This is a genomic window from Brucella pecoris, from assembly GCF_006376675.1.
GTDB classification, from domain to species: domain Bacteria; phylum Pseudomonadota; class Alphaproteobacteria; order Rhizobiales; family Rhizobiaceae; genus Brucella; species Brucella pecoris.
The window spans coordinates 186,958-200,299 of the sequence record NZ_VEWK01000010.1 but is presented as its reverse complement, the minus strand read 5'-3'; the positions used below and the strand labels follow the sequence as shown (position 1 = coordinate 200,299).

The window sequence follows — 13,342 nt, the reverse complement described above, 5'->3', positions numbered from 1 at the left end:
CGAAGGACGAGGTGATAGGGCAACGCCAATGCCCAACGTCATCCTGGGCCTGTCAAGGGGTAGAGGGATGGCTGTGAGACAGGCTTTCAGGGATGCAGGGGCGGAAAGCTGTGCCGTTCTGTCAGGGCGGCCAATATCTTGTGCGGGTCGGCAATCAGCGAACGTCCTTCATGCATACCGGTCTCGAATGCAGAGCGGTCGCCTTCCTTCAATATCAAAAGCGGCAGACTTTGGTTGTCCTCTCCAGCCAGCGCTATCACGCTCTTGCGCGGGCGCTGCCAATCGATGCGCTCAATGTCCAGACTACTCCCCAGCGTCGGAAATGATGCCAGCACCCCCTCAATAAGCGCGCAGTGCCAGCAATAAAATGTCTGGCCGGGATAAGCCGGATCTTCAAAACCCGGCTTCAAGAGAAAAAGCTTGTCCTGATTCATGCCGTTTACCCCAAGGTTTGAGCGAATTGCAAAAAAGGTGATGCTTGGCGCAAAATCGCCAGCTTTGGAATAGATTTCCAAGTCAGGCGTTCACAATGGATATATAGCTTGATCCCGATTGCAAAAGCTCAACTTTTCCGATTCTCGCCCTAAATAAACAAAGCTTGAAGTCCGATCATCACTATCAGGAGTTCCGCTCATGAGCGAAAAGATCAATCGCCGTATCGTGCTCGCATCGCGCCCCGATGGTCGGCCGACCGCAGAAAATTTCCGGCTGGAGGAAGCGGCGATCCCCAGCCCCGGTGACGGCGAGGTTCTCCTGAGACTGCGCTATTTGTCGCTCGACCCCTATATGCGTGGGCGTATGAGCGCGGCCAAATCCTATGCTGCGCCGGTGGCCATCGGTGCGGTGATGGAAGGCGGCACGGTCGGTGAGGTCGTTGAAAGCAAAAGTGCGGGCTTTGCTCCGGGCGATTTCGTGCTGTCTCACTCGGGCTGGCAGGATTACGCCGTTGCCAATGCATCGGCCTTGCGCAAGCTTGACCCGAAGGAAGCGCCTGTAACCACCGCGCTCGGCATTCTCGGCATGCCGGGCTTCACCGCCTATTTCGGATTGCTCACCATCGGCCAGCCGAAGGAGGGCGAAACAGTCGTGGTTGCGGCGGCAACCGGGCCGGTCGGTTCCGCTGTGGGACAGATCGCCCGGATGAAGGGCGCGCGTGCCGTCGGCATCGCGGGCGGAGCGGATAAATGCAAGGCGCTCATCGATGAATTCGGCTTTGACGTAGCCATCGACCATCGCAGCCCAAATTTCGCTCAGGAACTGGCGCAGGCCTGTCCAAAAGGCATTGATGTCTATTTCGAGAATGTCGGCGGCAAGGTCTTCGACGCGGTATTTCCCCTGTTGAACCAGTTTGCGCGCGTGCCGGTCTGTGGCCTGATCGCGCAATATAACCAGAGCGGGCCGTTCGACGGGCCTGATCGTCTGCCGGTGGTGATGCGCGACATCCTGTCGAAAAGTCTCACCATTCGCGGCTTCATTCAGCGCGACTATCCAGAGCATCGCCCGGCTTTCTATCGCGATATGGCAAAATGGATCGCCGACGGGCAGGTGCATTATCGGGAAGACATTGTCGATGGACTTCAAAACGCGCCGAAAGCCTTCATTTCTCTGCTGGACGGCGGCAATTTCGGAAAGCTCATCATAAAGCTCGCCTGAACTCGCAATATTCTGCTTGCAGAACGGTCCTTTGGGCGTGATGCTGTGCCTGTCAATTTTATTCGACAGGCAGGCAGAGCATGGGCGAGCGCCAGCAGGCGGGCATAGGGGAAGGCGGCGGGCCGGGACGTGAGCGTCAGGAAGAGGCCCGGCGTATTCTTGACCGGCTCGAACGCGAACAGACCGGTGCCGAAGGCATCATGCGGCGCGGGTTTTCCCGAACGGCGCATCATCTGGCCGCCGCCGACGCTCCCGAAAATGATCCTATCGAGCTTTGGGCCACGCGTGTCGGGCGCGGTCTCGGCTTCCTCATCACGCTGGCGATCATCGTCTGGCTCATTTTCTATCTCATGCAAAGCTAGGTACCCAATGACGCTTTCTGCGCCTTCGGATGCGACAACCGTTATTGTCATCTCAAGCCATGTCGTGCGCGGATCGGTCGGCAATCGCGCCGCCGTTTTCGCTTTGGAAACGCTGGGTTTTCCCGTCTGGGCCGTGCCAACGGTGGTGCTGCCCTGGCATCCGGGCCATGGGCCTGCTGGACGCATCGTGCCACCGGCGGAAGAGTTTTCCCGCCTGATGCAGGATCTTCAACGCGCGCCGTGGCTTGGCGAGGTGGGTGCTATCCTGACCGGTTATCTCGGCCATCCCGAACAGGCGGCAGCCGTCGCCGAACTGGTCAAAGCTGTGAAGGCGAAAAATCCGGAAGCGGTCTATCTGTGCGATCCGGTCATCGGTGACGAAAAGGGGCTTTATGTGCCTGAAGCGACCGCTATGGGCATTCGTGACAAGCTTTTGCCGCTCGCAGACATCGCGACGCCCAATCGTTTCGAGCTTTCCTGGCTGACCGGTGTTCCGCTGGAAGACAATACCGCCTTGATGGAAGCCGCGCTGGAGGCCGGCCCGGCAACCATGCTGGTTACATCGGCCTTTCCGCTGATGAGCGGCAGCATCGGCAATATTCTGCTCACGCCGACTATGGCGCTGATGGCCGAGCATCGCCGCGTCGAAGGTCCGACCAACGGTCTTGGCGATCTGACCTCTGCCGTGTTCCTCGCGCGCCGCCTGTCCGGCATGTCGGAAGAAAAGATGCTGCAAAGCACCACGGCAGCAGTGTTCGAAATCATGGCACGTTCGGCAAAGCGTGGGGCGGATGAGCTGATGCTGGAGGCCGATGCGTCGAGCCTCGCCACGCCGATGGCCATGGTGCAGACGCGGCGGCTGATGCATCCGACCAAGGGTCTCCGCGCTTGACGCAGACCGCCACCGCGCTCGCTGGTGTTGATGGCTGCCCCGGCGGCTGGATCGCCGTGCTAGGGGAGGGCGGGAGCTTGCGAGCGGAAGTGTTCGACAGTTTCTCCGGCTTGGTGGCGTCGCTTTCGGAGAGCGCGATCATTGCCGTCGATATGCCGATCGGCCTGCCGGACAAGGGCGGCCGTTCGGCAGAGCGTGCCGCGCGGGCTCATCTTGGCCAGCGGCAATCGAGTGTTTTTTCCATTCCGCCGCGTGCTGCCGTCTATGCGCAGGATTATCGCGAGAGTTGCGCCCTGTCGCTTGAACATACAGATCCGCCACGCAAGGTTTCCCGGCAGGCTTTCGGGCTATTTCCCAAAATCTGCGAGCTGGACGCCTTGTTACACTTCGACGCCGGATTGGCGATGCGTGTCATCGAATCGCATCCCGAACTGGCGTTTGCAGCGCTGAATGGCATGAAGGCCATGTCGCTTCCGAAGAAGATCAAAAGCCGTGTCAATCCGGAAGGGATGACCGAACGCAGGGTATTGCTGCAACGTTGCGGATTGCCCGAGGATTTTTTGAAAAGTCCTGTTCCGCGTGGCGCCAAAGAGGATGACTTTCTCGATGCCTGCGCCATGTATCTCGTGGCTGGTCGTCATGCACGCGGAGAAGCACGTCCGCATCCCGACCATGTGGAACGCGATGCTTTCGGCCTTCGTATGGCGATATGGGCTTGAGAAGCTTGCATGAAACCGAACGGCGTTTATGCGTCCAATTGGACGCAGCCCGTTTGATGCATTTCGATTGATCTTGGTTTTCGATAGGGATATTGGGAAAATATGGTTGATCTTCCAGACTCACTTCTCGCCGGTTATCGAACCTTCATGCGCGAGCATTTTGCCCACGAAACTTCACGCTATCGCCATTTGGCCGACAAGGGACAATCACCGGAAACGCTGGTTATCGCCTGTTGTGATTCGCGTGCGGCTCCCGAAACCATCTTCAACACGGCACCCGGCGAAATCTTCGTCCTGCGCAATGTTGCCAATCTCATTCCGCCCTACGAGCCCGATGGCGAATATCATGCCGCCTCGGCGGCACTGGAGTTTGCGGTCCAGAGCCTCAAGGTGAAGAATATCGTCGTCATGGGCCATGGTCGCTGCGGCGGTATCAAGGCTGCGCTCGACACCGAAAGCGCGCCGCTTTCGCCGGGTGATTTCATCGGCAAGTGGATGAGCCTGATCGCGCCTGCTGCCGAAGCCATCAGCGGCAACCAGCTCATGACGCAAAGCGAGCGCCAGACCGCGCTGGAACGGATCTCGATCCGCTACTCCATCAACAATTTGCGTACGTTCCCTTGCGTCGATATTCTGGAGAAGAAGGGCAAGCTTACCTTGCATGGCGCATGGTTCGATATTTCGACCGGCGAGCTTTGGGTTATGGATCATCAGACGGGTGATTTCAAGCGGCCTGACCCTGCCTGATCCCGCTTTCAATATTGCTTCTTGAAACGGCTTCTTTCAGATCGAGAGGGGCCGTTTTGCCATATTTTGGGCGGCTTAAATTGATGATTTTCTTTCCCAAACGTGAAAAATCGTCGGAAAAGATACAAAAATAGCCCCAAACTTTGGGGCTATTCTGTGAATCTTGAGGCTTTTCGGCGGCAATTTCAAAGCAGAATTGCGATTTCAGCCTTTACTTGCCGTCGATGGCCTTGCCCATGACGGCGATGGCGCGCTGGTAAACTTGCGCAGCATTCCAGCCCTGAATCGCACCATAGTTCGGTTCACCCGGCTGATAGCCTGCACCACGTTTCCAGCCATGGCCGACGAGGAAGTTGGCCGTCGAATAGAGCGCGTCCGCCTTGGAGCGCGCCATGTCGATATGGCCGCTGCCGTCGCCGTCGACGCCGTATTTCAGAACGTTGACCGGCAGAAACTGTGTCTGGCCGATTTCACCATGCATAGCGCCGACCGCATTCGGATTGAGATCCTGACGGTCGATCAACTGAAGGGCTGCATAGAGCTGATCGGTGAAATAGTCGCTGCGACGGCAATCATAAGCGAGTGTCGCGACGGCCGACAGCGTGTGCTGCTTGCCGAGATAGGCACCGAAACCGGTTTCCATGCCCCAGATTGCAAGAAGCGGACCGGCCGGGACGCCATAGCGCTTTTCGATTGCGGCAAAGAGAGCGGCGTTCTGCTGCTTCTGCGCACGGCCACGCTTGATGATGGTATCAGCGCCGCGCTTCTGCATGAACTGTTCGAAGGAGAGCTTGAAGCTCTTCTGGTTGCGGTCAGCATTGATGGTTGCCTGCGCATATTTGGTATTACCCAGCGCGCTGATCCCGGCCTTGCCGATACCACGCGAAGCGGCTTCCTTCATCGTCTGCTGGAGCCAGGCATTATAACCGGCGGCGTTATTGCCGCACTGGGCTGCCTCGGCAATGCCTGTTCCCGTCATCATGCCCACTGCAAGAACTGCTGCTGCCGTCCAAGAACGGCCCTTGGCAACCAATGCCATTCGTTTCTCCTTTGGAGTTGATTCGACCTCGACGCGAATTTGCCATTCCTTACACCAAATGTCATGCGGCAACGGCAAAAGCGGGAAGAAGCGGGTGCGAAATGCCGCGTCTACAAGCACTTTTGCACAAAAACAGCAAGCTTTTGTTGTCCTCTGAACCCCGATCGGAATTTTTCGCTTGGAAGCTGTGTCTTTCATACCTATTGCTTATGGATGGATTGGTAAAATTTCTTTACCACCATTTCATATCTGATTTTTCAGGGTTCGTGACATTGACGGGGAGGACGCCACATGTCGAACGGATTTCTTGCGCTATTTGCGTTTTTACCAATTCTTTTAGCCGGCGTGATGCTAGTTGGATTTCGTGTTCAGGCCCGCATTGCAATGCCGGTAACCTATGTGCTGACTGTGGTGATCGCGATGGCGATCTGGGGCATGAGCGGCAACCGGGTCATTGCTTCGACCATTCAGGGCTTGATCCAGACAGCGGGTCTGCTCTGGATCATTTTTGGCGCAATCCTGCTTCTGAATACGCTTAAATATTCAGGCGGCATTTCTGCAATCCGCTCCGGCTTTGCGCAGATCAGTCCTGACCGCCGCATTCAGGTGTTCCTGATTGCCTGGCTATTCGGCTCGTTTATCGAGGGCGCATCCGGCTTCGGGACGCCTGCTGCGGTTGTCGCGCCGCTGATGGTGGCCGTCGGGTTTCCGGCGCTTGCCGCCGTTACTTTCGGATTGATCATCCAGTCCACACCGGTGTCGTTCGGAGCTGTCGGCACGCCGCTCATCGTCGGTGTCCAGTCGGGTCTCAATCGCGAGGCTCTGACGGCGCAATTGCAGGGCGCGGGATCAAGCTGGGAGCAGTTCTTCCACATCATCACATCGGAAGTGGCAATTCTGCACGCAATCTGCGGCACGCTCATGCCGCTGTTTCTCGTGGTCATCATGACCCGCTTCTTCGGGCGCAACCGCTCCTGGACGGAAGGCCTGGCCATTCTGCCCTTTGCGCTGTTTGCGGCCTTCTCTTTCACCATACCTTATGTACTGAGCGCGGTTTTCCTCGGTGCTGAGTTCCCATCGATGATCGGTGGCCTTGTCGGACTTGCGCTGGCAACATTTGCAGCGCGCGCCGGCTTCCTGATGCCGAAGCAAATCTGGGATTTCCCTCCCGCCTCGGAATGGCCTGCAGGCTGGATCGGCAGTGTCCAGATCAAGCTGGATGAACTGACCTCGAAGAAAATCCCGCTCGCTCTGGCGTGGACGCCCTACATTCTTCTGGCGATCTTTCTGGTGGCCAGCCGCACATTCCCTTCCGTAGGCAATGCGCTGAAGTCGATCACCTTCGTTGCCAAGGACATCATGGGCGAAACCGGGATCGGTGGTGATTTCACGCCGCTTTTCCTGCCGGGCGGTCTTCTGGTCATCGTCTGCGTGATCACCTTCTTCCTGCATCGCATGAATGGCGGGCAGTTCGCCAAGGCTTTCGGAGAAAGCACCAAAACGCTGTTGGGTGCGGGCTTCGTGCTTCTGTTCACCGTGCCGATGGTGCGCGTCATGATCAACTCCGGCGTCAACGGCAAGGAACTCATCAGCATGCCGCTGATGGTTGCGGAGTGGGTGGCAACGGAAGTCGGAAATGTTTATCCGTTCTTCGCGCCGTCCGTTGGTGCGCTGGGTGCGTTCCTGGCTGGTTCCAACACGGTATCGAACCTCATGCTCAGCCAGTTCCAATATGGCGTGGCGGAAGGGCTCGGCATTTCTGGCGCTCTGATGGTTGCCGGTCAGTCGGTGGGCGCTGCGGCTGGCAACATGATCGCGATCCACAACGTGGTTGCGGCTTCGGCTACGGTCGGCTTGCTGGGCCGCGAGGGGACAACCCTGCGCATGACCATCATTCCCACGATCTATTATGTGGTTCTGGCGGGAACGCTGCTGATGATCGGTCTTTATGTGCTGGGCATTGGCGATCCGCTTGCCGGCGTGGCGGCACAATAAAAACTCAACCGGAAAAACCCAACCGGCCCCGGCAGCAATGTACGGGGCCGGTCTGTTTGTTTCAGGCCTTTTGCTTGACATCGGGGGCTGGTCGTCTTAAAGCCTCCCCAATCTATCCGCGATCTTCAGAACGCGAGCCACCGACCGGGACCCATTTGGTATAAAGAGATCCCGGAGGTCCACACCCGACAGCGCGATGCGCCCTCGGGTGCTGTATCGCTTTGGTTGCTTCTTGAACTGGCAGATAAGCGGGACGATTTATCCCTGACGAAGCATAAGCCTCTTCTCGGATTAAAGGGAAATTCGATGTTTGAATCACTTCAGGAGCGTCTTGGCTCCATCCTGAACGGCCTTACCGGACGCGGCGCTCTTTCCGAAGCCGACGTGACGGCGGCGCTGCGCGAAGTGCGCCGCGCGCTGATCGAGGCGGACGTTTCGCTGGAAGTGGTTCGCTCCTTCACAGATCGCGTTCGTGAGAAGGCCGTCGGTGCAGAGATTCTCAAGAGCATCAAGCCCGGCCAGATGGTCGTCAAGATCGTCCATGACGAGCTTATCGAAATGCTTGGCACCGAAGGTGTCGCGATTGACTTGAACGCGCCTGCACCGGTCGTCATCATGATGGTCGGTCTGCAGGGTTCGGGTAAGACGACCACCACCGGTAAGATCGCCAAGCGTCTGACCGAGCGCCAGCGCAAGAAAGTGCTGATGGCCTCGCTCGATACGCGCCGTCCGGCCGCGCAGGAGCAGCTTCGTCAGCTCGGCATACAGACTAACGTAGACACCCTGCCGATTATTGCCGGTCAGTCACCAGTCGAGATCGCCAGGCGTGCCGTTCAGGCCGCAAAGCTTGGCGCCCACGATGTCGTCATTCTCGATACCGCTGGTCGCACGCATATCGACGAGCCGTTGATGGTGGAGATGGCGGATATCCGCACGGCCGCCAATCCGCATGAAATCCTGCTCGTTGCCGACAGCCTGACCGGTCAGGACGCCGTCAATCTGGCGCGCAATTTCGATGAGCGCGTTGGCATTACCGGCATTGTTCTGACCCGCATGGACGGCGATGGCCGTGGCGGTGCAGCCCTTTCGATGCGCGCCATCACCGGCAAGCCGATCAAGCTGATCGCCACCGGTGAAAAAATGGATGCGCTCGAGGAGTTCTATCCGAAGCGCATCGCCGACCGTATTCTCGGCATGGGCGACATTGTTTCGCTTGTCGAAAAGGCTGCCGAAAACATCGACGCGGAAAAAGCCGCTGCGATGGCCAAGAAAATGCAGTCGGGCAAGTTCGATCTCAACGATCTTGCCGACCAGTTGGGCCAGATGAAAAAGCTCGGCGGTATGGGCAGCATCATGGGCATGATGCCCGGCATGGGCGGCATGAAGGACAAGGCGGCAGCAGCCGGTCTCGACGATAAGGTGTTCGACCGTCAGCTCGCAATCATCGGTTCGATGACCAAGGCTGAGCGCGCCAATCCGGACCTCCTGAAGCACAGCCGCAAGCAGCGCATCGCCAAGGGTTCCGGCACGAATGCTGCCGACATCAACAAGCTTCTCAAGATGCACCGTCAGATGGCCGACATGATGAAAGTCATGGGCAAGGGCAAGGGCGGCATGATGAAGCAGATGATGGGCGGCCTCGCCAGCAAGATGGGACTTGGTGGCCTCGGGGGCGGTATGGGCGGCATGCCCGATCTGTCGAAGATGGATCCGAAGCAGCTTGAGGCGCTCGCCAAGCAGGCGGAAGCAGCCGGTCTCACCAAGGGTGGAATGCCGGGCCTTCCCGGCGGTGGACTGCCCGGCCTGGGCGGACCCAAGCTTCCTGGACTTGGTGGCGGCCTTCCCGGTCTTCCGAAGAAGAAGTGAGCATCATGAGCGACGAACAGAACACTGCACCGGCTGAACTCCTGGCACTGCGCGCCTCCATCGACAATATTGATGCCGCGCTGATTCATATGCTGGCCGAACGCTTTCGCTGCACCAAGGCAGTGGGCGTGTTGAAGGCCGAACGCGGCCTCGCACCGGCAGACCCGTCCCGCGAAAAGCGTCAGGTGGAGCGTCTGCGCGCCCTGGCAGTCGACGCCCATCTCGATCCCGATTTCGCCGAAAAATTCCTGAACTTCATCGTGAAGGAAGTCATTCGGCATCATGAGCATGCCGCCGCAAACCACGGCGGAAACACAAACGACTAACCCTTTTTCTCTGGCTACCGACCAGAGGCTCTGAACTACCAACTCAGGGTACCATTAAACACGAGGAAGAAAAAATGTCTCTGAAGATTCGTCTGGCCCGCGCTGGCTCCAAGAAGCGCCCTTACTACCACATCGTCATTGCTGACGTCCGCAGCCCGCGTGACGGCCGCTTCATCGAAACCGTTGGCGCATGGAACCCGATGCTGGCCAAGGACGCTGAACGCGTGAAGCTTGATGCCGACCGCATCCAGCATTGGATTTCGCAGGGCGCACAGCCGACCGACCGCGTTCTGCGCTTCCTCGATCAGGCTGGCCTGGTAAAGCGTCCGACCCGCAGCAACCCGACCAAGGGTGAGCCGGGCAAGAAGGCTCAGGAACGTATCGCTCTGGCCAAGCAGGCTGAAGAAGAAGCTGCTGCAAAGGCCGCTGAAGCTGCCGCAGCCGCTGCTGCTCCGGCTGAAGAAGCTGCAAGCGAATAATCTTTCGCGCAGTTTGCATTTTGAGAAAGCGGCGGAGCAATCCGTCGCTTTTTTGTTGGGCTAAGCATAGCTATTTTCGTCAGAAACGACCCGGCTGACGGATAGCCATCATTGTGCTACGAAACCCGACATGGAACATTCTGGTGAAATTCTTATCCTGACCGGCACGCCGGGCGCCGGTAAAACCACAACCGCCGAGATGCTTGCGAACCAGCCGGGTTCGCCAAAGGTTCATCTTCATTCGGACGATTTCTGGCACTTCATCAAGAACGGTGCGATCCAGCCCTATCTGCCGGAAGCGCATGTGCAAAATGCCATCGTGATGGATGCGCTGACAAAAGTGGCGAAGGCCTATGCCGATGGTGGCTATTTCGTCATTGTCGACGGGATAATCGGGCCATGGTTTCTCGAGCCGTTCCGAGCGCTTGTCGCGCCACTTCATTATGTGGTTTTGAGACCGTCGCTCGATGAGGCGATCCGGCGCTGCCGCGAGCGGGGCGGCAATACGCTGACTGATCCGGGGCCGATTGCGGACCTGCACAGGCAATTGTCCGCACTGGGTCCGCTTGAGCCGCACGTGCTGGCCACGGAAGGGCTTTCGCGCAGTCAAACGCTTGCCGCTGTCTGCGCGGCGGTCGAAAGTAGTGCTTTCCGATTGCACGCCTGAAATCGGACTGTGGTATTCGTAGTTTTACCTTGTTGTTCAAATCGACTGGAAAATGAGTGAATTTCGTCTATCTTGTTGATTTGACGGCTCGCATTGGAGCGCGTTTCGATCTGATGGTTTCAGATCGGCGCTCTAATGGTTTGTTTGCCACGCATTTATGCGACGTCAAATGTTTTCATTTGACTGCAAAATGCTCTAGCGTGAACACACATATGCGGGTGATGAGTTTGTTTCCCCGGCGCTTGGCAAAGCGCTCTTTTCAGGAGAAGTCCATGTCGGCTGCGACGGTTGCCACTTCTTTCTCTTTTCGCCGTATTTTCATCGCTCTTGGTCTCATCGTTCTGGTTCCGCTGCTTTCGGCATGCGGTTTCAACACGATCCCGACCAATGAGGAAAAGGCGAAGGCCGCCTGGGGCGAGGTGCAGAACCAGTATCAGCGCCGCGCCGATCTCGTGCCCAATCTGGTCGAGACCGTGAAAGGCTATGCCGCTCACGAACAGGAAACCCTGCAGGCTGTGATCGAAGCGCGCGCCAAGGCGACGCAAGTGCAGATCACACCGGAAACGCTCAACAATCCGGAACTCTTCAAGCAGTTTCAGGATAACCAAGCCAATCTGACAAGTGCGCTGTCGCGCCTGATGGTGGTGGTCGAGCGCTATCCGGATCTGAAAGCCAACCAGAACTTCCTTGCATTGCAGTCGCAGCTTGAGGGGACTGAAAACCGTATCGCCGTCGCACGCCGCGACTATATCGAGGCGGTTCGCGTCTACAACACGTCGCTGCGTACCATGCCGACGATGCTCTGGACGTGGATCTGGTATCGCGATGCGCAGCCGATGCAGAGCTTCAGCGCCGATGCAGGCAGTCAGGCCGCGCCCAAAGTCAACTTCAACTGACGGCGCGTCTCATGATGCGTTTCGGGGCGAGTGCAGCACTCTCGCGTGATCGTCGCGGCCTTGGCTGGTTGAGCTGGCCGCGACATCTTCTTGCGCTCGTTTTTCTGCTGTTTTCCGCAGCGCTGGCACTGCACACGGCAGCCCTTGCACAGGATGCACCAAAGCCTGCACAGGCCTTGACCGGCCGTGTAGTGGATGCGGCGGGTATCATCGACCCCGCACAACGCCAGCAACTGACCCAGAAGCTTGCCGATTTTGAAGCAAAGTCGTCGGATCAGGTGGTCGTGGTGACGGTCCCGAGCCTCAATGGCGAAGACATAGAAACCTATTCCAACCGCCTGTTCCGTGCGTGGGCGCTCGGGCAGAAACAGGAAAACAACGGCATATTGCTGGTGGTGGCGCCCAATGACCGCAAGGTGCGGATCGAGGTCGGCTATGGTCTCGAAGGCGTTATGACCGATGCGCTTTCAAGCGTCATCATCAACGGCACCATCATTCCCGAATTCCGCACCGGCAATTATTCGAACGGCATCGTACAGGGGGTGGACGGCATTCTTTCGGTGCTTTCCGGCGACGCGGCCGAGCTTGAAGCGCGGGCCAAGCGCAATGTGCAGTCGAGTTCGGACGATGTTGACTGGGTCTTCGTCGTTTTCATCACCTTCTGGTGCCTGATCTTCTTCGGCGGTTTCGGCATGGCGATCCTGACGCCGGTTTTCGGGCGCAAGATCGGGCCGGGCAAATATCAGTGGCTCGGCATGGTCATGGATTACAACAATCGCGGCGGCGGCTCTGGCGGCAGGGGTGGTGGAAGCTGGGGCGGCGGCGGTGGCTGGTCGTCCGGTGGGGGAGGCGGTGGTTTCTCCGGTGGTGGCGGCTCATCCGGTGGCGGCGGCGCTTCGGGGAGCTGGTAGGGAGACGTAACGATGAAGCATCACACGCTGATTGGCGCCGAGGACCATGCCCGCATCGCCGAGGCCATCCGCAAGGCGGAAACGGAGACCAGCGGCGAAATCTATGCTGTTTTGGCGCGCTCCAGCGACGATTATTTCTTCGCGGCGGGCTTTGTCGCGACTTGCGGTATTCTGATAGCCTCGGTAATCGCGGCCTTTCTCGCCCATTGGTACTGGTTCGATATCCGCCTGCCCATGTTCGGGCTTGCTGTGCTGGCGGCGTTCCTGACCGCGATGCTGGTGCTGTGGTTCTTTCCGGCAATCCGCATGCTGCTGGTGCCGCGCCGCATCCGTTACAAGCGCGCGCATCTCAACGCACTTCAACAGTTTCTGGCGCGCAATGTCCACATCACCGAGCACCGCACCGGCATTCTTCTCTTCGTCTCGATGGCCGAACATTATGCCGAGGTGATCGCCGATGCGGGCATCAATGCGCGTGTCGAACAGGACGAATGGAACGCGATCGTCGCAACGCTCATCCATCATGCCTCGCGCGCGCAAGTGGCAGAAGGTTTCGTGCTGGCCATCGGTCAGGCCGGACTTTTGCTGGAAAAGCATTTTCCGGCAGGACCCGACAATATCAATGAGCTTGACGATCATCTGATCGAGCTTTGAGCACTTCGTTCTTTCATCAGAATCATCTGCAACTTTAGTCTGAAATGTGGCAAAGCTGGCCTCTGGCTTCGCCCTTTCGCCAGGACTTTTGCGATGGTCGGTGAAATCCGCTGGCATAATCCGAAATTTCGCGGGA

15 protein-coding genes are annotated in these 13,342 nt (G+C 58.0%); 13 read left to right on the top strand and 2 right to left on the bottom strand.

Features of this window, described 5'->3' with window-relative positions:
• Nucleotides 1–86 precede the first annotated feature (86 nt).
• Nucleotides 87–434, bottom strand: a complete 348-nt coding sequence (locus FIB18_RS18170) for a DUF3088 domain-containing protein (protein WP_140022035.1) — start codon at nucleotides 432–434, stop codon at nucleotides 87–89.
• Nucleotides 435–633: 199 nt separating this feature from the next.
• Here FIB18_RS18170 and FIB18_RS18165 point away from each other — a divergent pair, with 199 nt between their 5' ends.
• From FIB18_RS18165 to FIB18_RS18145, 5 genes are all read left to right on the top strand, one after another.
• Nucleotides 634–1,653 carry an NADP-dependent oxidoreductase gene (locus FIB18_RS18165; RefSeq protein ID WP_140022034.1) on the top strand — a complete coding sequence of 340 codons (1,020 nt, stop codon included), beginning with the start codon at nucleotides 634–636 and terminating at the stop codon, nucleotides 1,651–1,653.
• 80 nt (nucleotides 1,654–1,733) lie between these two features.
• A complete protein-coding gene (locus tag FIB18_RS18160) occupies nucleotides 1,734–2,015 on the top strand; it encodes a hypothetical protein (RefSeq protein WP_140022033.1) in 282 nt (93 codons plus the stop codon).
• 7 nt (nucleotides 2,016–2,022) lie between these two features.
• A complete protein-coding gene (gene pdxY / locus FIB18_RS18155) occupies nucleotides 2,023–2,907 on the top strand; it encodes a pyridoxal kinase PdxY (RefSeq protein ID WP_140022032.1) in 885 nt (294 codons plus the stop codon).
• Complete coding sequence (locus FIB18_RS18150; protein ID WP_140022031.1) at nucleotides 2,904–3,626, top strand: DUF429 domain-containing protein; 723 nt, start codon at nucleotides 2,904–2,906, stop codon at nucleotides 3,624–3,626. The genes pdxY and FIB18_RS18150 overlap by 4 nt, the downstream gene beginning before the upstream one ends.
• Nucleotides 3,627–3,728: 102 nt before the next feature.
• A complete protein-coding gene (locus FIB18_RS18145) occupies nucleotides 3,729–4,373 on the top strand; it encodes a carbonic anhydrase (RefSeq protein ID WP_012091238.1) in 645 nt (214 codons plus the stop codon).
• A gap of 211 nt (nucleotides 4,374–4,584) precedes the next feature.
• Here FIB18_RS18145 and FIB18_RS18140 read toward each other — a convergent pair whose 3' ends face one another.
• Nucleotides 4,585–5,412: a lytic murein transglycosylase gene (locus FIB18_RS18140; protein WP_140022030.1), complete on the bottom strand. Its 828-nt coding sequence runs from the start codon at nucleotides 5,410–5,412 to the stop codon at nucleotides 4,585–4,587.
• A 291-nt stretch (nucleotides 5,413–5,703) separates the two neighbouring features.
• On the opposite strand from FIB18_RS18140, the gene FIB18_RS18135 reads away from it, so the two are divergent.
• From FIB18_RS18135 to FIB18_RS18100, 8 genes are all read left to right on the top strand, one after another.
• Nucleotides 5,704–7,407, top strand: a complete 1,704-nt coding sequence (locus FIB18_RS18135; RefSeq protein ID WP_140022029.1) for an L-lactate permease — start codon at nucleotides 5,704–5,706, stop codon at nucleotides 7,405–7,407.
• Nucleotides 7,408–7,713: 306 nt separating this feature from the next.
• Complete coding sequence (gene ffh, locus FIB18_RS18130) at nucleotides 7,714–9,273, top strand: signal recognition particle protein (protein ID WP_140022028.1); 1,560 nt, start codon at nucleotides 7,714–7,716, stop codon at nucleotides 9,271–9,273.
• A gap of 5 nt (nucleotides 9,274–9,278) precedes the next feature.
• The gene (locus FIB18_RS18125; RefSeq protein WP_140022027.1) at nucleotides 9,279–9,599 is read left to right on the top strand and encodes a chorismate mutase; all 321 of its coding nucleotides are present in this window, start codon (nucleotides 9,279–9,281) and stop codon (nucleotides 9,597–9,599) included.
• Nucleotides 9,600–9,673: 74 nt separating this feature from the next.
• Complete coding sequence (gene rpsP, locus FIB18_RS18120) at nucleotides 9,674–10,078, top strand: 30S ribosomal protein S16 (protein WP_140022026.1); 405 nt, start codon at nucleotides 9,674–9,676, stop codon at nucleotides 10,076–10,078.
• 130 nt (nucleotides 10,079–10,208) lie between these two features.
• Nucleotides 10,209–10,745, top strand: coding sequence for an ATP-binding protein (locus tag FIB18_RS18115; RefSeq protein ID WP_140022025.1), 537 nt, complete (start codon nucleotides 10,209–10,211; stop codon nucleotides 10,743–10,745).
• Nucleotides 10,746–11,017: 272 nt separating this feature from the next.
• A complete protein-coding gene (locus FIB18_RS18110; protein WP_140022024.1) occupies nucleotides 11,018–11,641 on the top strand; it encodes a LemA family protein in 624 nt (207 codons plus the stop codon).
• Between the two features lie 11 nt (nucleotides 11,642–11,652).
• Nucleotides 11,653–12,552 (top strand): TPM domain-containing protein, encoded by a 900-nt coding sequence (locus tag FIB18_RS18105; protein WP_140022023.1) that lies wholly within the window; start codon nucleotides 11,653–11,655, stop codon nucleotides 12,550–12,552.
• A gap of 12 nt (nucleotides 12,553–12,564) precedes the next feature.
• The gene (locus FIB18_RS18100; RefSeq protein ID WP_140022022.1) at nucleotides 12,565–13,206 is read left to right on the top strand and encodes a TPM domain-containing protein; all 642 of its coding nucleotides are present in this window, start codon (nucleotides 12,565–12,567) and stop codon (nucleotides 13,204–13,206) included.
• Nucleotides 13,207–13,342 lie beyond the last annotated feature (136 nt).